Origin of the sequence: Rhizobium album (assembly GCF_003122325.1) — a bacterium.
Taxonomy (GTDB): Bacteria; Pseudomonadota; Alphaproteobacteria; order Rhizobiales; family Rhizobiaceae; genus Metarhizobium; species Metarhizobium album.
The window spans coordinates 816,213-836,257 of record NZ_QFBC01000002.1 but is presented as its reverse complement, the minus strand read 5'-3'; the positions used below and the strand labels follow the sequence as shown (position 1 = coordinate 836,257).

Annotated in this window: 15 protein-coding genes and 1 tRNA gene; 11 read left to right on the top strand and 5 right to left on the bottom strand. The window is 61.7% G+C overall.

Annotated elements, in window-relative coordinates; all coding sequences use genetic code 11:
* Positions 1 to 49 precede the first annotated feature (49 nt).
* Positions 50 to 126, top strand: a tRNA-Met gene (locus DEM27_RS08150).
* 257 nt (positions 127 to 383) lie between these two features.
* On the opposite strand, the gene ligD is transcribed toward DEM27_RS08150, so the two are convergent.
* The gene (gene ligD, locus DEM27_RS08145; protein WP_109457672.1) at positions 384 to 3,005 is read right to left on the bottom strand and encodes a DNA ligase D; all 2,622 of its coding nucleotides are present in this window, start codon (positions 3,003 to 3,005) and stop codon (positions 384 to 386) included.
* 142 nt (positions 3,006 to 3,147) lie between these two features.
* Between ligD and ku (DEM27_RS08140) the strand changes: the two genes are divergently transcribed.
* Positions 3,148 to 4,038, top strand: coding sequence for a non-homologous end joining protein Ku (gene ku, locus DEM27_RS08140; RefSeq protein ID WP_109457738.1), 891 nt, complete (start codon positions 3,148 to 3,150; stop codon positions 4,036 to 4,038).
* A gap of 11 nt (positions 4,039 to 4,049) precedes the next feature.
* A complete protein-coding gene (ku, locus tag DEM27_RS08135; RefSeq protein WP_109457671.1) occupies positions 4,050 to 4,862 on the top strand; it encodes a non-homologous end joining protein Ku in 813 nt (270 codons plus the stop codon).
* Between the two features lie 78 nt (positions 4,863 to 4,940).
* Here ku (DEM27_RS08135) and katE read toward each other — a convergent pair whose 3' ends face one another.
* From katE to DEM27_RS08120, 3 genes are all read right to left on the bottom strand, one after another.
* Entirely contained in the window at positions 4,941 to 7,088 is a 2,148-nt protein-coding gene (katE, locus tag DEM27_RS08130; RefSeq protein WP_109457670.1) for a catalase, read from the bottom strand.
* Between the two features lie 116 nt (positions 7,089 to 7,204).
* On the bottom strand, positions 7,205 to 8,101 hold the full coding sequence (locus DEM27_RS08125) for a hypothetical protein (protein ID WP_109457669.1): 897 nt from the start codon (positions 8,099 to 8,101) through the stop codon (positions 7,205 to 7,207).
* A 327-nt stretch (positions 8,102 to 8,428) separates the two neighbouring features.
* Positions 8,429 to 8,830 carry a hypothetical protein gene (locus tag DEM27_RS08120; RefSeq protein WP_109457668.1) on the bottom strand — a complete coding sequence of 134 codons (402 nt, stop codon included), beginning with the start codon at positions 8,828 to 8,830 and terminating at the stop codon, positions 8,429 to 8,431.
* Between the two features lie 238 nt (positions 8,831 to 9,068).
* Between DEM27_RS08120 and DEM27_RS33520 the strand changes: the two genes are divergently transcribed.
* The 8 genes from DEM27_RS33520 to DEM27_RS08085 all read left to right on the top strand — a co-directional run bounded on the left by DEM27_RS33520 (position 9,069) and on the right by DEM27_RS08085 (position 17,182).
* Positions 9,069 to 9,302, top strand: coding sequence for a hypothetical protein (locus DEM27_RS33520; RefSeq protein WP_128755461.1), 234 nt, complete (start codon positions 9,069 to 9,071; stop codon positions 9,300 to 9,302).
* Positions 9,303 to 9,355: 53 nt separating this feature from the next.
* A complete protein-coding gene (locus DEM27_RS08115) occupies positions 9,356 to 10,405 on the top strand; it encodes a 2,5-dihydroxypyridine 5,6-dioxygenase NicX family protein (RefSeq protein WP_109457667.1) in 1,050 nt (349 codons plus the stop codon).
* 73 nt (positions 10,406 to 10,478) lie between these two features.
* Positions 10,479 to 11,789: an acyl-CoA dehydrogenase family protein gene (locus DEM27_RS08110; RefSeq protein ID WP_109457666.1), complete on the top strand. Its 1,311-nt coding sequence runs from the start codon at positions 10,479 to 10,481 to the stop codon at positions 11,787 to 11,789.
* A 3-nt stretch (positions 11,790 to 11,792) separates the two neighbouring features.
* Positions 11,793 to 13,109 (top strand): alpha/beta fold hydrolase, encoded by a 1,317-nt coding sequence (locus DEM27_RS08105; RefSeq protein ID WP_109457665.1) that lies wholly within the window; start codon positions 11,793 to 11,795, stop codon positions 13,107 to 13,109.
* A complete protein-coding gene (locus tag DEM27_RS08100) occupies positions 13,106 to 13,789 on the top strand; it encodes a TetR/AcrR family transcriptional regulator (protein WP_109457664.1) in 684 nt (227 codons plus the stop codon). Before DEM27_RS08105 ends, DEM27_RS08100 begins: the two co-directional genes overlap by 4 nt.
* Complete coding sequence (locus DEM27_RS08095; protein WP_109457663.1) at positions 13,786 to 15,129, top strand: glutamine synthetase family protein; 1,344 nt, start codon at positions 13,786 to 13,788, stop codon at positions 15,127 to 15,129. The genes DEM27_RS08100 and DEM27_RS08095 overlap by 4 nt, the downstream gene beginning before the upstream one ends.
* A 4-nt stretch (positions 15,130 to 15,133) precedes the next feature.
* Entirely contained in the window at positions 15,134 to 15,649 is a 516-nt protein-coding gene (locus DEM27_RS08090) for a flavin reductase family protein (RefSeq protein WP_165823363.1), read from the top strand.
* Between the two features lie 90 nt (positions 15,650 to 15,739).
* Positions 15,740 to 17,182, top strand: coding sequence for an APC family permease (locus DEM27_RS08085; protein WP_109457661.1), 1,443 nt, complete (start codon positions 15,740 to 15,742; stop codon positions 17,180 to 17,182).
* A 112-nt stretch (positions 17,183 to 17,294) separates the two neighbouring features.
* Here DEM27_RS08085 and DEM27_RS08080 read toward each other — a convergent pair whose 3' ends face one another.
* On the bottom strand, positions 17,295 to 19,856 hold the full coding sequence (locus DEM27_RS08080) for a GcvT family protein (protein ID WP_109457660.1): 2,562 nt from the start codon (positions 19,854 to 19,856) through the stop codon (positions 17,295 to 17,297).
* Positions 19,857 to 20,045: the final 189 nt, after the last annotated feature.

Sequence of the window (20,045 nt, the reverse complement as noted above, 5' to 3'; positions counted from 1 at the left end):
GGGATTTACGCTAAAGCCGGATAAACTGCGCTGCAGTTTACCCAGAGGACGCGGGGTGGAGCAGCCCGGTAGCTCGTCAGGCTCATAACCTGAAGGCCGCAGGTTCAAATCCTGCCCCCGCAACCAATGATAATTGCGATACCAAAGAGCCCCACATTGCATAACCTCTGCACCCATGTGCAGGTTTTTGCGTTTTTCGCGCCAAACTACAATGGTTTCCCGTTAGAAGAGCGTCCAGCGCCGCCGTCTCCCTTCAAAAAATCTGGCTTCCTCTTGCTGCTGGCAAAAGTCAGGATCGCCGAGCAGCACGATTGCAAGCGTGGCACCGTCCGGTGACCGGACTGCCTTCAGGCATCTCCGTAGCCGCATCTCGCCCGGCGTTTCTATTTCCCAAAACGGCTAATCGCTTCTTCCAGCGATCTTTCGCCGCTGCAATAATCGCTCCAGGCCGTGCTTCTGGCGAGCAGGTTCGGCACGGAGCGGATCGTGAAGCGTTTCGGGTCGAGATCCGACTTTACCTGCGCCCATGTCAGCGGCATCGACACGGTCGCACCGGGTCTCGCCCGCGGCGATAGCGGGGCAACAGCCGTTGCCATGCGGTCGTTGCGCAGATAGTCGAGGAAGATGCGGCCTCTCCGCTGGTTCTTCGCCATCTTGATGAGGTAGAGATCGGGATTGTCGCGCGCCATTCGCTGGCAGACGTCATGCGCGAAACCCTTGGCTTCCGGCCAGCCGGCCTTCCTGCCCTTGCCGACAGCAAGCGGGGCAACGACATGCAATCCCTTGCCGCCGGTCGTCTTGCAAAAACTGACAAGGCCAAGCTCTTCCAGGCGGTCGCGCATGTCGCGGGCGGCTTGCACCACGGTGGAGAATGCTACATCCGGCCCTGGATCAAGATCGAACACCAGCCTGCCGGGCACTTCAGGTTGGCCTGGTTCGCAATTCCAGGGATGAAGCTCGACACCGCCGATCTGGGCGATTGCCGCAAGCCCTTCGACCCTGTCCACTTGCAGGTAGGGTTTCCTGTCGCCTGAAACCTTCACCAGTTGGATGAGGTTCGACGTGCCAGGCATGGCATGGCGCTGGAAGAACGTCTCGCCGCCAATGCCGTCAGGCGCACGAAGGATCGAGCATGGCCTGCCTTTGATATGGTCGATCATCCAGGGGCCAACCGCTTCGTAGTAGCGCGCCAGTTCTTCCTTTGTGACCGGCTCATCGTCGCCTGCGTCCGGCCACAGCGGCTTGTCGGGATTGGAAATGAAAAGACCCATGACTTCTGCTTTCGATCCGCTGCGACGAATTGGCTTGCTTGCCGCGGCGGGATCGGGTGTCTCCGCGCCGGCGAGCGGCGCCGGTTTTTCCGCTTCGACCTCCCTCGCCGGCTTGTCTTCACGCAGCCCCTTGAAGACAGCCTGACGGACGAGGCCATCGGCGGTCCAGCCGGCAAACTCTATTTCCGCGACCAGCGTCGGCTGGATCCAGGCAATTTCTTTTTCCTTCTTCGGGGCGCCGATCCCGGTGAAGGGGGATCTGGACGTCTCTGTTGCCTGCAGCTTCGGCAGCAGGCTTGCCAGCTTGCTGGCCCCATATCCCGTCCCCACCCGGCCGACATAGACAAAGTGGTCGCCGCGGTAGACTCCGACCAGGAGGGATCGGAACGTGCCGTTGGTCTTTGCGTAACCGCCGATCACTACCTCATGCCCGGCGCGGCATTTGGATTTCGCCCAACTGTCCGTTCGGCCGGACTGATAAGGCGCGTCAGCCCGTTTTGAGACGATGCCTTCCAGCGACAATTTGCAGGCGGAACGAAGCACCGCATCGCCACCGCTTTCGAAATGCTCGACGAAACGCAGACGGGAATTGCCGTCATTGCCGCTCAGCAAGCCTTGCAGCGTCTGCTTGCGCGTGAGCAGCGGGACCGGGCGGATATCCTCATCACCGTCGAACAGCAGATCGAAGGCGAAGTAGACAAGATTACCGGTCTTGCCCTCGGACAAGGCAGCCTGTAGTGCGGCAAAATCCGGTGTGCCATCGGCATCGAGGGCGCAGATTTCCCCATCGATTATGCAATCGGGAAGTTCTGATGCGGCTTTGGCGATTTCGGCAAATCTGGAGGTCCAGTCCAGACCCTTGCGGGTCCTGAGCGTCACATGCCCGTCTGCGACGCGCAGTTGAACGCGGTAGCCATCGAATTTGATTTCATGCAGCCAGTTCCCACCCGCTGGCGGCCTGTCCAGTGTCCGGCAGAGTTGCGGTGCAATAAAGTCCGGAAGATCGACCGTGGCGGATGCCGCGACAGACTTGCCCGCTCCCTTCGTTTTCCGGCGCCGGTCGGCGGCAAGGCCCTGCCGGCTGTCCCAGGTGGCATCGGCCTCGATATCGGCGTTCTGCAGCATGAACGGCCGGGGCTTGCGACCTTTTCCGGCGGAGATCTGCTCCATGGTGCGGCCGGACGCCACCGAAACCGTGTTGTTTTCCAGGATGCCGGCACCGTCTTCCTCGACGGAATGATCGTCCTGATGTTTGATCAGCAGCCAGTTGGTCCGTTTACCGCCATCGCGGTCCTTGCGCATACGGACCAGCACGAAGCTGCCATGCAGCCGCTTGCCGTCCAGGGTGAACTTGATTTCCCCCTTTGCAAAGGCCCGTTCCGGGCTTTCTTCACCTTCCGGCTCCCAATAGCCACGGTCCCAGAGCATGACGGTGCCGCCGCCATACTGGCCTTTCGGAATGGTGCCTTCGAAATCGCCATAATCAAGCGGATGATCCTCGACCTCGACCGCAAGCCGCTTGTCCTGCGGATCGAGCGACGGCCCCCGCGTCACGGCCCAGGACTTGAAGACACCGTCGAATTCGAGCCGCAGATCATAATGAAGACGTGTCGCATCGTGCTTCTGCACGACGAATCGCAGACGATTCGATCGCGCCACGGACGCCCCGCCGCTCGGCTCTTTCGTCTTCTCGAAGTCTCGCTTGGCGCGGTAGCGTGTGAGGGTGTCGGTCATGGTCGGCCTCGATCTCGTTCACCTCCTAGAATTCGGCCGCTTCGCAGAAGTTCCCTGCGCCATCCCTGCTCTCTGCCGGAACTTTTTCGAGGACAATGTGTTGTCCGCGGACACCCCTCGACGCATCTGCCAGGAGCACGCCATGTCCGCGCACCGCGCCCAATGGAAAGGGCACATCAAATTGGGCGACATCAGTTGCGGCGTCGGGCTCTACACGGCTGCCTCCGCGGCGGAGCGTATCAGCTTCCATCTGATCAGCAAGAAGACCCGTAACCGCCTGAAAAGGGAATTCGTCGATAGCGAAACCGAAGAAACGGTAGAACGCGCCGATCAGGTGAAAGGCTTCGAACTGGACAATGGCGACCACATCATGATCGATCCGGATGAAGTCACCGCTGTCATTCCCGATTCCGACAAGCTGCTTGAATTGGAGGCGTTCATTCCTTGCACAGACGTGGACGATATCTACTTCGACAAGCCTTATTATCTCGTGCCGACGGATGAAACGTCTGAACCTACGTTCGCCGCGTTGCGTGAAGCGTTCGACAAATGCAATGCCACGGCCATCGCCCGGACGGTGCTGTTTCGCCGCATGCGCACCGTCCTGATCAGGGCACACGGCCGCGGCCTGATCGCGACCACGCTCAATTTCGATTACGAAGTCCTCCCCTCGGAAGAGGCTTTCGATGGGGTGCCGAAGATCAAGATCGACGATGAAATGCTCGATCTGGCCAAACACATCATTTCCACAAAAAGGGGAACGTTCGATCCCGCCCAATTCGACGACCGCTATGAAAACGCCCTCGCCACACTTATCAAGGCGAAGGCGGAAGGCCGAACTCTTCCCCGGCCGAAGCCCGTGAAGGTCTCCAAGCCCGGCGATCTGCTGCAGGCCCTGCAGGAGAGCGCCGGCCTGCGAAGCGGGAGCGGAAAACCGAAGGCGGCGAACACCAATTCGAAAACGCGCAAACGACCGGCATCATCCGATGCTTCCGGGCAACGCGCAAAATCGACCCGCAAGAAGTCAAGTTGAGGAGAGTGGTGATGGCGTCTCGTCGTCCCTATTGGAGCGGATACCTGAAGCTTTCTCTGGTTACCTGCCCGGTCGCCATGACGTCGGCGACATCGGAAGCGGAAAAGGTCCGTTTTCACACGCTCAACAAGCAAACCGGCAACAGGGTCGTTTCACGCTATGTGGACTCCGTGACCGGAAAGCCGGTGAAAGAAAACGACGAGGCAAAAGGGTATGAACGCGCCGAGGACGACTATGTCATTCTGACCGACAAGGATCTGGAATCGGTCGAACTCGAGACGGTCCGCACCATCGATATCGAAAAATTCGTATCGCGCGAAAGCATCGAGTGGATCTATCTCGAAACGCCGTTTTACCTGACCCCCAACGACAAGATCGGTGACGAGGCCTTTGCGGTCATTCGCGACGCAATGAAGGCGGAAAATGTACTCGGCATTTCGCGTGTCGTCCTGGGGCGGCGCGAACGGGCCGTCGTCCTGGAGCCCCGCGGCAAGGGCATCGTGGTCTGGACATTGCGTTTTGGCGACGAGGTTCGACCCGAAAAGGATTACTTCAAGGACATAGATGAAACGCCGGATGCCGATGCAAGGACCGAAATCGAAAGATTGATCGAGAAGCGGACGCGGCGCTGGTCCGCCGACATGGTGTCCGATCCGATCCAGGAAAGCCTTCTCAAGCTGATTGCCAAAAAGAAACGGGCTCTCAAATCGTCGAAAAAGCCTTCGCGGCCGCATGGCGGAGGCAAGGGCAGCAACGTCGTGGACATCATGGAGGCATTGAAGCGCTCCGTCTCCAAAGAACTGAAATCGCGAAAGTCGGCCTGATAGCCGGTGTTCTCCGCCTCCTGCTTTCTTCGATCAATTTTGCCTGGGCGCGGCTGAGGCGCCGCGCCCAGGCAAACATCACTTGACCGGGGGTGACGCCTTGCCAAGCTTGACCGACGGTTCCCGGCCCCACACGCGCAGTTTACCGAGTTCAGAGACGAAACTGGACAGCCCGGCCTCTCCTGGAAGGACAATTACGCCTTCATCCAGGGCATAGGCGATCCCGGCCTTCTCCAGCAACGGCATTGCCGATGGATCGTAGCCGATGAACTTGCAGTGCTGGAACGCATCGGCGACGAAGTCGCGGGCCGTCGCCTCCTTCACCAGATCTTCGATCGCGTCGGCGGAGGTCAGGACCACGATGGCGTCGAAGAGCACGGAAGGACCGCCGTCAATCATGTGATTGGCGTTGATCCATTTGCCGTCCGATGCCGTGACGCCGCCGACCTTGGGGGCGATCAATTCGCAGACGGCCTTTTCCTTGGAGACCGCCGCCGTGAGGCCCTTCAACAGCTTGGCATCGACGCCGTCAGTGATCAGGATGCCGAGCTTGCGCCCCTCGAACCGCCGAGGCCCGCGTTCGACGATGCTGAGCGCCGGCGACGGTTCCAGGTCCTGACGGGTCGGCACGGCAGCATCCGCCGGCTTCGGCATGGATTGAAAACCGAGTTTCTGGGCAACGGTCGCCGCAAGTGTCTCGTCGATATTGAGGAGATGAGAGACCATGCGTTCGCGGATCGCGGGTGTCTCGACCTTGCTCAGTTCGAAGGTCAGCGCCGCAGCCATATGACGCTGTTCCGGGGGGGTTTGGCTGACATAGAATTGCCGGGCCTGGCTGTAGTGGTCGGCAAAGCTTTCCGGGCGCAGCCGCGCCTTGGCACCCTGTTCCTCTGCGGGGAAATGCCGAAAACCGCGCGTTGGCGATTCCCGTGGTCCTTCGCCAAACGAATTCGGCTGGTAGTTCACGCGGCCGACCGGGTTGCGCATTGCCATGTGCCCATCCTGCTGGAAATGGGCGAAGGGACACTTCGGCGCATTGATCGGCAGATGCGTGAAGTTCGGTCCGCCCAGGCGCTTCAATTGCGTATCCAGGTAGGAAAAGTTTCGACCCTGCAGCAGCGGGTCGTTGCTGAAATCTATGCCGGGGGGCACGTTCTGCGTCATGAACGCAACCTGTTCGGTCTCGGCGAAAAAATTGTCCGGCATGCGATCGAGCACCAGCCGGCCGATCGGCTGCGGCGGCAGCATTTCTTCCGGGATGATCTTGGTCGGGTCGAGCACGTCGAAATCGAAACTATCGGCAAAGTCCTGATCGAACAGTTGCACCTGCAGTTCCCATTCCGGATAATTGCCGGACTGGATCGATTGCCAGAGATCGCGGCGATGGAAGTCGGGATCGGCGCCGTTGATCTTGACCGCCTCGTTCCACGCGACGGATTGCAGGCCGAGCTTGGGTTTCCAGTGGAATTTGACAAAAGTCGATTCGTCCTTGGCGTTGACGAAGCGGAAGGTGTGAACGCCGAACCCTTCCATGAAACGGAGCGAACGGGGAATGGCGCGGTCAGACATGATCCACATGACCATGTGCATGCTTTCCGGTGTCAGGCTGATGAAGTCCCAAAAATTGTCGTGCGCTGTCTGCGCCTGTGGAAAGGCCCGATCCGGCTCCTGCTTGGCCGCGTGGATCAGGTCCGGGAACTTGATGGCATCCTGGATGAAGAACACCGGAATATTGTTGCCGACGAGGTCCCAGTTGCCTTCCTTTGTGTAAAACTTGACCGCAAAACCACGGACGTCGCGGGCAAGGTCGGCCGATCCCTTGTTGCCGGCAACCGTCGAGAAGCGAACGAAGACGGGCGTGCGCTCACCGGACCGCTGGAAGAGATCCGCTTTCGTGTAAGCAGCGAGGGAATCGTAAGTCTCGAAGAAGCCATGCGCCCCATAACCGCGTGCATGCACCACCCTCTCGGGGATGCGCTCGTGGTCGAAGTGGAATATCTTTTCCCGGAAATGAAAATCGTCGACGACGAGAGGGCCGCGCGGGCCGACCCGAAGCGAATTCTGGTCGTCTGCAACCGGGCCGCCCTGGGCTGTCGTCAGCAGAGGCATGTCGTCTTCGGCTATCTGGTGAAGTTCGCCGCCCGTGCCTCTTTGCAGTTGGACGTCATGGATCGTAGCCGTGTCGGTTTTTGCGCGCGGCGTCCTGCCGGTGGTTTTCTTGGCCATGATGGACTCCTGGATCGAATGATTTTGAAGGGCAAAGCAAGCCCGGAAACAGACATGCCGCCCGAAGGCGGGCTGAGATGCCGTCCGGACGGACGGCATCCCAATCGAGAGGACTTTTAGCGTTGGACGATCACTGCAGCTTCTTCGTCATCCCGTTGCCTCCCGCCGAAAGCAGCCGATGCCGAAGCGATGAAGGCGCCGATCAGCAGGGAAAGAGCCCCGAGCATCGCCGTCGTGGCAGCAGATTTGCGCGCGTCATCGGCAGCCTTCAATGCAGCATTCTTCGCATCCTCGATCTGCTGCAGCACCTGCTCGACCCGAGTCCTTGCTTCTTCCGGCGAAAGCCCCGTTCGCGATGCGACAATCGTGGATAGATAGGCCTTGTCAGTTTCCGGCAGGCCATTGGCGACTGCTCCCTGCACAAGGATCCGGGAAACCTCGGCCGCTGCCGATGCATCATCTCCCTGTGCCCTTGCCGATACATCCTGCGGACGCAGCAGGAGATCCGTAAAGTATCCGGTTGCAGCATCCGATGCAGAGGTATTCGCCGCGGCAGCGGAACCCGCCGTTACCGCCGTCGTGGCGGCCGTGGATACCGCCTGCGCTCCCGCTCCGGCGAGGGACGTGAATGCCGAGCCTGCCAGTCCCATGACGACCACCGTCGCCAGTGCCCAGCTCAGGAATCCGTGAGCCGTATCGCGAAAGAACACTTCGTCGGTATGGACACCTGCCCATTTGGTCCGCAGACGACCGGTCAGGTAACCGCCGAACGCGGAAGACAGCCACTGCACCACGACGAACCAGATTGCCGCAGTGACGCTGACAGTGGTGAAAGAAGCACTTTCTCCTGCCCATGGTGAAACCATGGTAAGGCCGACGCCTGAACCAAGCAGCAAAAGAATGATCGTTGTGGCCGCCGCCGCAACCGACCCGCCGATGACGGGACCCCAGGCCAGCGCCGGCACGCTGGATTCGACGCCGACGTCGGAAACGCCTGAACTGTAGAGTGCCATGTTCGCCTCCTATCGCAGGAAGAGAACGAGAAGAATGACGATCGGCAGCGGGATGCCGAGAAGCCAGAGAAGAATACCACGACCCATTTTGAAGACCTCCGGTAAGAGGCGAGCGAATGCTCGCAAGATGCCTGCATTAACTTATTTGAATAGGCGGGAGTTCCCTGGATTGTTCAGAAACTCCTTTGCTCGCTTTGATAGTCAGGGGAAAGTCCGCAGAAGAAAGCAGCCAACTTCATGCCGTTTCGAGAGGCCGCGCATGTAACGAAGCGGCTCCCACGTTGCGGTCACACCCCAATGCCAGCGGCTCTGCCATGCACTGCGCAACTAGTTCCCAATCTTGGCGTCCGGATTGTCTGTGCGTCCGCCAGGAATGGTGCTGACGGTGGTTGCGACAGGATCGCTGGCAGGGAACGTGCCGGCGAGGCCTTCGTCCAACTGTTCTTCAAGACTTGCAGAGGCCTGGGTTTCCTGCTCCTGCCGCATCGATACCACGGCCGGGGATTCGTCCGGGTCATGATCGGCGGTTCCGGTCGAAACGTCTTGGCTGTCTTCGAACGATGCCAGTTGAATCATGACAGCCTTGGCTTTGTTGACGGCATTGTGACGATCGACACCGCCGTCCTGCGACTTTTTCATCTGCACCGAAACCAGATCGCCGCCATTACCGATGAATTCGACGGTAACGGCGGTTTTCTCGTCATGAACCTGCTTGCCAACGACTTGCATGAGATGTCCTCCACGTTGTGACGCATATTCAACCCCGTAAGGAGAAACTGGTTCCTTCGTATGTGCTCGGCAACTCTGGCGCTTGCAGAACATTCTCTGCAGGCATCGCTTCATCCCGAGGCCGCTCTCCCACATCAATGCAAGGGAATCCGCCGGTCGACAAAAAGGGATGCTCATACGTGGCCAAGAACGATGGCATCGTCTCTCGGCTTCCAGCCGCCGGCTCGAAAGCTGTACCATGGCAAAATCCACCACGGCCGCCTGTTGCGATGGCCATTTTGGCAAAGTGGCCATCGCCGAAGGCGCCAGGCATCGCTTTGTCGCCACTGGTCTGTGGGGACGCAACGACATCGACATCCGAGCACGTCTCGATGTTCTCGATCCTGCAGCGCCCGTCTGCCGTTTTTTTTCGTTCGAAACGACAATCGCAAAATTGCCTATTGACAGAACTTCAAGCCTCAAACAAATTTAACTCATAAGTAAAGAAATCGCTGAGGGGCGGTTCACACAAACTGGGAGAATTCGATGCTGCAGGAGCGCATTGAAGGGAAGTGGCTTGCCTGCTTCCGACGGGTTTTCACGCTCAATGGGATCGGGCGCGGCACGCGGGTGGCGATCGTTTCGGAGACGCAGTCGCGTCCTGTGCTGGTCCAACTCGCGGATCTCGCCTGCCACGATCTCGGCGCCGATTATTGCATGATCACCATGCCGACGCCGCGGCAGACGGCACCCGTGCCGGTGAAATCGACCGGCACCTCGCTCGCCATCCAGAAGAACCGCGCGGCGATCGAAGCGATGAAACAATGCGAGATCATCGTCGATTGCACCGTCGAGGGCATGATCCACGCCGCCGAATGGCCTGAGGTGGAGGAGGCGGGCGCCCGCATCCTCGTCGTCTGCAACGAGCATCCGGAAATCCTCGAACGTTGCGAGCCGACGGCCGAACTCGGCCCCAAGGTGGCACTCGGCATCCAGATGCTGCGCGATGCGAAAGAAATGCGGGTGACGTCTGCTGCCGGCACCGATCTGGTCATCGACCTCATAAATGCGCCCTGCGGCGGCACGCCGGGTTTCGGCACGACGCCTGGCGCCGTGGCGCATTGGCCGGGCGGTCTCTGCCTGGCGTTTCCCGGTCCGAACACGGTCAATGGCCGCATCGTCATGGATGTCGGCGACATGAACCTGACCTTCAAGAGTTACCTGACCAGCCGCATCGATTTCACCGTCGAGAACGATTTCGTCACCGCCATCAAGGGTGACGGGCTCGATGCCGAGCTGTTCCGCGACTACATGGAAGCCTGGGAAGATCCGCTTGCCTATGGCTTCTCGCATGTCGGATGGGGCATGAACCCGGCGGCCCGCTGGGTCTCCGGCGCGCTCTACGACAAGCGTGACATGCAGGCGGTCGAATTCCGCGCCTGGGCCGGCAACTTCCTCTGGTCGACCGGCGCCAACCAGTATGCCGGCCGCTTCACCGAGGGCCATTTCGACCTGCCGATGCGCAAATGCACCATCGCGCTCGATGGCCGCGTGGTGGTGAAGGAAGGCCGTCTCCAGGGCGACCTCGTCCTCTGAGGCATGACGGCCGAAGGCGCCGGGGTGCCTGCCGATGGTCATGCGCGATCGAGAATTTCAAGGGAACAGACTGATGAGCGAACCCGCAGATTATTACGACCTCTCCCGCATCCGGCCCGAGGTGCTCGATGTGCTGACGCGCATCAACGAATTGGGCCGTGAGCGTTTTGCGCCGCGCGCCAAGGGCATCGATGACGAGGCCTCCTTTCCGGTCGAAAACTACAAGGACCTGGCTGCAGAGGGGTTTTTGACGCTGACCGTGCCGAAGGAATTCGGCGGCCATGGTTTCAGCCTCGGCGAATATGCCATGGTCGGCGCCGAGATCGGCAAATATTGCGGTGCCACGGCGCTGACCTTCAACATGCACAATTCGTCGATGATGTGGTCGCGCTTCATGTACGAGCTGCCGAACCTGACCGACGAGGACCGCGCCGCCTTCGCGCCGCTGCGCGAGCGGCAGTTCCGCCGGGCGGTGAAGGAGCAGGGCATCTATTCGCAGCCGATTTCCGAAGCCGGGCAGAACTGGACGTCGAAGCCGGCCCAGACCTGGTGCCGCAAGGTCGATGGCGGCTGGAAAATCAACGGTTTCAAGAAGTTCGCTTCGCTCGCCGGTTACTGCGATTATTATTCGATCGTCTGCACCGAACATTTCGACGGCGTCGAGCCGCGCCACGAGGACACGATGATCTTCGTGGTGCACAAGGATGCGCCGGGGCTTTCCGTCACCGGCTCCTGGGATCCGCTCGGCATGCGCGGCACCAACAGCCGCGACCTGGTGCTCAAGGATGTCTTTGTCACCGAGGAAGACCTGATGATGCCGCGCGGCATCTTCATAAAAACCCTGCCGCACTGGCCGCATATGATGGCGACGCTGTCGCCGACCTATATGGGCGTCGCCCAGGGTGCCTTCGATTTCACCGTCGCCTATCTGCGCGGCGAAGTCCCCGGCCAGCCGCCGGCCGATCGGCGCATGTTCGGCACCAAGCGCATCACCGTCGGCAAGATGTACGCAAAACTCGCCTCGATGCGGGCGTTGTGGTGGCAGGTGTTCATGGAGGCGCAGGGCATGCCCTCCAAGGCGCAGGTGATGCGCATGTATGCGGCGCAGTTCAACGTCATGGAAGGCGTGCAGGAAATCGCCGCTCTCGCCATCCGCACCTGCGGCGGCCAGTCGATGCTGAAATCCCTGCCGCTGGAGCGCATGTACCGCGACAGCCGCTGCGGCGCGCTGATGCTGCCCTATACCTCCGAGATCATGGAGGATTATCTCTCGGTGCTGACGCTCTACGACATGGATGAGCTCGACAAGGCGCCGGGCGACGAAGGCGGTGCGCGCTCCTCGCTGTGGCGCGGCACGTCGGGCACGCTCAAGGGGCTACGCTGAGACATGACGGAACAGCGGGTAGAGGTCATCGGATATTCGGCGGCGGACCCTTCTGCCGTCTGGGCCATCGCCGGCGATTTCTGCGGCGCGTGGCATCCGGCCATCGACCGGATGCAGGCGGAACGCGATGCGCGCGGTGCCCTCATCCGCGCCTTCACCGTCAAGGGTGAAGAGACGCTCTACCGCGAACAGCTCGTTTATCGCTCCGACAGCGACCGGACGCTCACCTATACCCATCTCGAAGGCATAACCGGTGCCGATCGTTACGTCGCCCGGCTGGCCGTCTCGGCGCGGGAGGAGGGCGGCAGCGTCATCACATGGTCTGCCGACATCGAAGCGCCCGCCGGCCGGGCCGAAGGCATCGCCGCGGGAACAAGGATGATTTTCGAGGCCGGGCTGGCGGCGCTTTCGGAAAAGGCCGAACGTGAAGGCCTGACGGTGCATACGACACGCCCCGCAGAACCGGCCGCTCTCGATCATGCGTCATCGGCGCCGCTCGAAACGGTTTTTGTCGATGATGGCCCGCGTCTTGCATTGACCGCCACGTCATCGCAGCAGGGGCCGCTTCTTCTTTTCCTGCATGGCATCGGCGGCGGCCGTTCGAACTGGATATCGCAATTGCAGGCTGCCGCACCCACCATGCGCGCCGCCGCACTCGATCTCCGGGGTTATGGTGACAGCGCGCTCGGCCCGTCCCAAAGCACGATCGAGGATTATTGCGCCGACATCCTGCGCGTCGCCGAGGCGTTGAAGGTAGATCGCCTCGTCCTCTGCGGCCTGTCCTATGGTTCCTGGATCGCCACATCCTTTGCCATGCGCCATCCCCAACGATTGGCCGGCCTCGTGCTTTCCGGCGGCTGCACCGGCATGTCCGAGGCGCCGGCCGAGGAGCGCGAGGCTTTCCGCCGTTCGCGCCAGGTGCCGCTCGACGTCGGGCAGACGCCGGCCGATTTCGCACCCGCCGTCGTCGACGTGCTTGCCGGCCCGGATGCGAGTGACGAGCTGCGCGAAAAACTGCGCGCCTCGATGGCGGCGATCCCGGCCGCCACCTATCGCGATGCGCTTGATTGCTTCACCCACCCGCCGGAACGGTTCGATTTTTCGCGGCTCACCATGCCGGTGCTGATGATGACCGGCGAACACGACCGGCTTGCCCCGCCCGCCGAGATCCGCAGCGTGGCCGGCCGCATCGCCGGCAGTGCTCCGCATGCCTATGTGCGCTTCGAGACGATTGCCGGTGCCGGCCACGTCTGCAATGTCGAGCGTCCGGACCGATACAATGCCATACTGGCGCAATTTCTTTCGGAGTTGCCCATATGACCGCCCTTCCCAAACGCCAGCAGAACCGGATCGAACGCGAAAGGCGCATCCTCGACGCCGCCCTGCAGGTCTTTTCCGAAAGGGGGTATGTCGGCGCCTCGATGGACGATATCGCCGCCGGTGCCGGCCTCACCAAGCCGACGCTCTACCAGTATTTCCCGTCGAAGGACGAGCTCTTCACCGCCATGCTGACGCAGGAGCGCGATCACATGCTGGCGGATTTCGAGCATCCGTCCGCCTCCGGCATGGTCGCCGAGCTCTACGCCTTCTCCTGGCACTATGCCGAAACCGTGCTCCGGCCGGACATGCTGTCGCTCGCCCGGCTGATCATTTCCGAAGCACACCGGGCGCCGGATGTCGGCCGCGCCTACCAGGCATCCGGCCCGGACCGGCTGCTGGCCGGCATGATCTCCTACCTGAACCTGCAGAAGCAGGAAGGCCGGCTCGTCTTCGACGATGCCGAACTCGCCGCCGAAGACCTTTGGGGCCTGATCCTGTCTGCCCCGCGCAACAGGGCGCTGCACATTCCCGATGCACTGCCCGACCGCGCCACCATCGAACGTTACATCCGCAACGGCCTCGGCGTCTTCCTTCGCGCCTATTCCACCCGGCCGGCGGACGATCTTCTCGCCCTTGCAGCCCTCAAGCCGCCGACCGAAGCGCAACCGGAGCACACATGACCCTCGACGCTTTTCTTTCAGACCCCGCAAGCCGCTTCGCTACCGTCGCCATGACCGATACCAACGGGCTGTTGCGCGGCCAGATGGTTTCGGCGCGCTCGCTCGCAGGCATCGCCAAAAACGGCATGGGCATGTCGCCGGTGACGCTGGCGCTCGATCCGACCGACGTGGTGTTGAACGTTCCCGGCGTTTCGGACGATACGTCGGATTTCCACGACGATCCGCTCACCGTCGATCCGTCCACCGTCCGCCGCCTTCCCTGGTCGAAGCCGGGCCATGACTTGCTGGTGCTGTCCAACTATTCCGGCGCCGCCGCCGAGCTTTGCCCGCGCTCGATCCTGCGCCGGGTGCTGGAGCGTGCCAATGCCGCCGGCTTCGTGCCGCGCTACGGCCTGGAGCTGGAATACACGCTCTTCGATGAAACGCCGGAAAGTGCGCGCGAAAAGGGCTACCGCAACCTCAAGACCGCTACCCCGCACAAGAGCCACGACCTCGTGCTCTACCAGGTGCAGCAGACCGAGTGGTACGAGGCGGTGGCGGAGATGTGCGAACCGCTGGGCATCGACATCGCCAAGATGCATGAGGAGATCGGCGGCGGTTTTCTCGAAGCCTGCATCGCTGCCGGCACCGGGCTGGAGCCGGCCGACCAACTGGTCCTGCTCAAGAATTTCCTGCGGGCCTTGGCGCTACGCCAGGGCAAATGCATCACCTATATGCCGCGCTGGACCGAGGATGCCGACAGCCAGTCGATCCACGTGCATGTCAGTCTCACCGGCACGGACGGCAAGTCCGTCTTCTACGACCCGTCGGAAAAGAACAGCGTCTCGCCGCTCTTCCGGAATTTTATCGGCGGGCTGCAACGCTATATCGGCGACATGACATTGGTCTTCCAGCCGACCGTCAATTCCTACCGCCGCTTCGCACCCGGCACCTTTGCGCCGCCCGGCCTCACCTGGGGCTATGAGAACCGCACCACCTGCTTCCGCATCGTCGGCCATGACGCCGGTTCGCTCAGGGTGGAAAACCGCCTGCCGGGCGCCGACACCAATCCTTATCTCACCGTTGCCGCAACCGTCGCGGCCGGTGTTGCCGGCATCGTCGAAGGCATCGAGCCGGAGCCTGAGGTCGCCGGAAACGGGTATGCCCGGGCGGGAGAGGGGCCGGATTTCGCCCGCTCGATGCCGGAGGCGATCGAGCGCCTGCGCGGCTCGGCCTTTGCCCGCGACTGGCTCGGCAGCCGCTTCGTCGATGCCATCGCCACCAGCCGGCAAAGCCAGTTCGATGAATTTTGCAAGAAAGTGCCTGACGTGGAACTGCAACGTTTCTTCGATTTGGGGTAGCACGATGACATCAGACCTGCGCATGCAATTTCTCGAAGGCATGAGCCGGGCGGCGACCTTCGTCGCCGTGGCCACGACCGATGGCGACGCCGGGCGTTTCGGCGTCACGGTCAGTTCGCTCACCTCCGTCTCTGCCGATGGCGACGCCCCGTCGCTGCTCGTCTGCCTGCATCACCTGAGCCCGGCGGCATCGGCCATTCTCACGAACGGCACCTTTTGCGCCAATCTGCTGCACGAGGACCAACGGGAGATCTCCGATCTTTTCGCCGGCCGGCTTGCGGTCGCCGATCACACGGAGCGTTTTGCTCGAGCGGCCTGGTCGCACGGTCCGCAAGGCCAGCCGATGCTGGACGGGGCGACGGCGAGCTTCGAGTGCGAGGTGGCGACCTCCATGCCATGGGAAACGCATCACATCATCGTCGGCCGTGTAACCTCGGTGCGGCTGTCGGAAAGTCCGGCCGCCCTGCTTTATGGCCAACGTGCCTATCGCCGTGCCGTGCAGCTCGGCTCGACCATCTGAAGACGGAGGCGGCGACCGATCAATCGCCGCCTTTTCAATACTGGGCCGACGACAAGATCGGCATTCGGGAACCTAGAACTGGAGAGGATAATGACGGATCTATCTGAGGCGGGGCCGAACAGGCTTCGCAAAAATTCCCTCGGCCTCATCGCCGTAACCTTCATGGTCATCTCGGCGGCAGCGCCGCTGACCGGCGTCGCCGGCGCCGTGCCGATCGCCTTCCTGATCGGCAATGGCACGGGTGTGCCCGCGACGTTTCTTTTGATGACCCTGATTATGCTCGCCTTCTCGGTGGGTTATGTCGCCATGTCGCGCTACGTCAACAATGCCGGCGCCTTTTACGCCTACGCCGCCCGCGGTCTCGGCGGACGCATGGCCGGCGCGGTGGCGATCATCGCCGTGGTCGCCTATAACGCCATGCAGTTCGGCCTCATCGGCCTGCTCGGCGGCATCGCTTCCGGCGTCTTCGCCGGTTTCGGCCTTGTCCTGCCGTGGTGGGGATGGAGCCTGATCGCCATCCTGCTGGTGGCGGTGCTGGGCTACCGGCAGGTGGACCTGTCGGCGAAAGTGCTGATCGTGCTGGTGGCGCTGGAATATCTCGTCGTGCTCGTCGTCGATTTCGCCATTCTCGGCTCGGGCGGGGCGAGCGGCCTGTCGTTCAACTTCTTCGACAGCGGCGCCTTCTTCTCCGGTTCGCTGACGGCGGCGGTGCTGTTCTGCCTCGGTTCGTTCATCGGTTTCGAGGCGACGACCATCTATGCCGAAGAAGCCCGCGATCCCGAAAAGACCATTCCGCGCGCCACCTACCTTTCAGTGCTGATGATCGGCGTGTTCTTCGTCTTCACCACCTGGCTGATGATCGCCGGCGTCGGCGCTGACCAGCTGATGCCGACTGTGGGCGGGCTTGCCGATCCGACATCGTTCTTCTTCGACCTCGCCGGACAATATGTCGGCGGGCCGGTGCCGGCGATTGCGGGCCTGCTTCTGGTGTCGAGCCTGTTTGCGGCGCTCAGCGCCTTCCACAACTACATCGCCCGCTATTGCTACGTCGCCGGCCGCGAAGGCCTGCTGCCGGCCGCTTTCGGCCGTACGCATGATGCGCATCAGAGCCCGCATGTCGGTTCGGTGACGCAGTCGGTCATGGCACTGGTGGTGCTGGCGATCTTCGCCGGGCTGGGTCTCGATCCGGTGCTGCACATGTTCACCTGGATCAGCCAGGTCGGCACGCTCGGCGTGCTCGGCATGATGACCATCACCTCGCTGTCGGTCATCGCCTTCTTCCGCAAGTCCGGCAAGCCCGGTTCGCCGCTGGCGACCCTCATCCTGCCGGCCGTCTCGGGTTTGGTCATGGCGGCGCTGTTCGTCTACATCTTCATCAACTTCGGCGACCTCACCAGCACCAAGGGCGGCGCGCTCGGCATCATCCTGCCGGCCCTCATCCCGGTTGCCGGCATCGTCGGTTTCCTGATGGCCAGCCGGCTGCGTTCCGCCGATCCGGCCGCGTTTGCGCGGATGGGAGAGAACCGGGCGTAAGAAAGCAGCCGGGCCCCTTCTCCCTCGCGGGGAGAAGGGGTAGACGGCACCCTTTCATTCCACATGCGACTTTCCTGTCGTGTTCGGAAAAAGGGTGAGGGGCAATCGCCGTTTACGTGCGCGGCTTCAGGTTCTCGGGGTCGTAGAGCGGCTTGTAGCCGATGCCGACCACTTCGACCGGATAGGTCTCGGCAAAATACTCGACATTCAGCTTGCGGCCGACCTGGCAATGTGACCAGGGGAGGTAGGCGAGCGCGATATTCTTGCCGATCGTCGGGCCGAAGGCGATCGAGGTGGTGTAGGAGCGGCGGCCGAGTTCGTCGACCAGCACCGAGCCCGTTTCGGGATCGATGACCGGCAGCGTGCCGACCGGGTAACGCTTTACGCCCTTGGCGTCGACATTGTCGGTCATGACCAGCGTGCAGAGCATCGCCGGCTGGTGGTCGCGCGCCTTGTATTCCAGATGTTTGGCCTTGCCGCGAAAATCGGCGTCCTTGACCTTCGGGCGGGCAAGGTCGGCCTCGATCAGGTTGTACTGTGTCAGAAGGTCGGCGTTCTGCAGGCGCAGGCTCTTTTCCATGCGGCGCGAATTGGCATAGGTCTCGACGCCGAAGGCCATGACGCCGGTGGCACGCAGCGCATCCCAGACGGCAAGGCCGTCCTCGTATTTCATGTGCAGTTCCCAGCCCTGCTCGCCGACATAGGAGATGCGGAAGGCGGTGACAGGCTTGCCGGCAATTTCGATCTGCTTGATCGCCGCAAAAGCGAAGTTTTCGACGTCGAGGCCGGCCGGATCGGCCACCACTTGTCTCAGCGTCTCGCGGGCGTTCGGACCCCAGATGCCGATGGTGATGAATTTTTCCGAGACGTCGGTAATGGTAACGTCGAGGCCGCGATCTTCTGCGACGCGTTTCATGTAATGGAAGTCGCGCGGGCCGGCATCGGCGCCGTTGACCAGGCGGCAACGGTCGGCCATGCGGAACACGGTGAAATCGGCGCGCACCATGCCCTCGTCGTCGAGGAAGTGGGTGTAGATGCCCTTGCCGATGTTGGCGTCACCGCCGATCTTGGCGGCGCAGAGCCATTCCAGCAGCTCGACGTGATCGGGACCTTCGATATCCACCATGTGGAAATGCGACAGGTTGACGATGCCGCAATCCTCGCTCATCGCCAGATGTTCGGCGTTGGAAACACGCCAGAAATGCCTGTTGTCCCACTCGTTTTCACGCACCGGGACCTGGTTGCCGTATTTTTCGAGCAGGTGCTCGTTGGCGGCGTAGCCGTGGGCGCGTTCCCAGCCGCCGAGTTCCATGAAGTAGCCGCCAAGCTCCTTCTCGCGCTCGTAGAAGGGCGAGCGCTTGACATCGCGGCCGGTGCCGTAGGGTTCGCGGCTGTGAACGGCCGGGAAATAGATCTTCTGGGCAGCCTCGTAGCAGCGGCCCTCGATGAATTTTTCCGTCAGCTGGTGCGGGTAGAAGCGGGCGTAGTCGATCGAGTTGTGGTCGATCTCGGTGCGGCCGTCGGTCATCCAGTCGGCGATCAGCTTGCCGTAACCGGGACCGTCCTTGACCCAGATGGCGACGCAATACCACAGGCCGCGCACCTTCTGGCTTTCGCCGCAGGACGGGCCGCCAGCGGCGGACACCTGGAGGAGGCCGTTGAAGGAGTGGCTTTCATTGTAGCCGAGTTCGCCGAGGATCGGCGTCAGCTCCATGGCGCGTTCCAGCGGCGTGAGGATCTGCTCCATGTCGAGGTCGCGCTGCGACGGCGAAAGGCGGGCCTCGTTCTTCTCGAGAATGTCACGCGGGTGACACATGCGCGGATTGTCGGTCTCGTAATACCCCCACTCGATCTGGCCGCCCTCGGTGGTCTTCGGATCGCCGGTATCGCGCATGTAGGCGGAGTTGCCCTGGTCACGGAGCAGCGGGAAGCCGATCTCCTTGCCGGTCCCTTCGAATTCGTTGTACGGGCCGAAGAAGGTCAGTGGATGGTCGACCGGCATGACCGGCAGGTCTTCGCCAACCATTTCGGCGATCAGGCGGCCCCAGATGCCGGCACAGACGATGACATAGTCGGCCATGATTGTGCCACGATGGGTGACGACGCCCTTGATGCGGCCGTTCTCGACGATCAGCGACTGGGCCGGCGTATTGGAGAAGGCCTGCAACTTGCCGCTCTTTTCGGCGGCATCGACCAGCTTGCCGGCAACCGTCTGCGAGCGGGGGATGACCAGGCCGGCATCGGGGTCGAACAGGCCGCCCATCACCTGGTCTTCCTCGATCAGCGGGAATTTTTCCTTGATCTCGGCCGGGCCGACATAGTGGGCGCGGGTGCCGAAGGCCTTGGCGGAGGACAGCTTGCGCTTGATTTCTTCCATCCAGGCGTCGTCGCCGGTGCGTGCCACTTCCAGGCCGCCGATGCGGGCGTAGTGGCCCATCTTCTCGTAGAAATCGATGGAATATTGCGTCGTCCAGACCGAGAGGTAGTCGTGGCTGGTGGTGTAGCAGAAGTCGGAGGCGTGGGCGGTCGAGCCGATGTCGGTCGGAATGCCCGACTTGTCGATGCCGACGATGTCGTCCCATCCGCGCTCGATCAGGTGATGGGCGATCGAGGCACCGACGATGCCACCCAGTCCGACGATGACCACTTTCGCCTTGTTCGGAAACTCTGCCATTGATTGCGACCCCAGTTGGTATTGAATCCGGATTTTAGAATTTGCCGCGCCGCGACCAGAGCCTGTCTACGACATTCTCATCCTGCTGCACGACCAGCGCCGCGCCCGGAACATATCACTGATATCGCGGCGCAAACAGACTGGTATGCAGCTCCATGCGAACAAATACGCTCTCTTACGAAGCCGAGG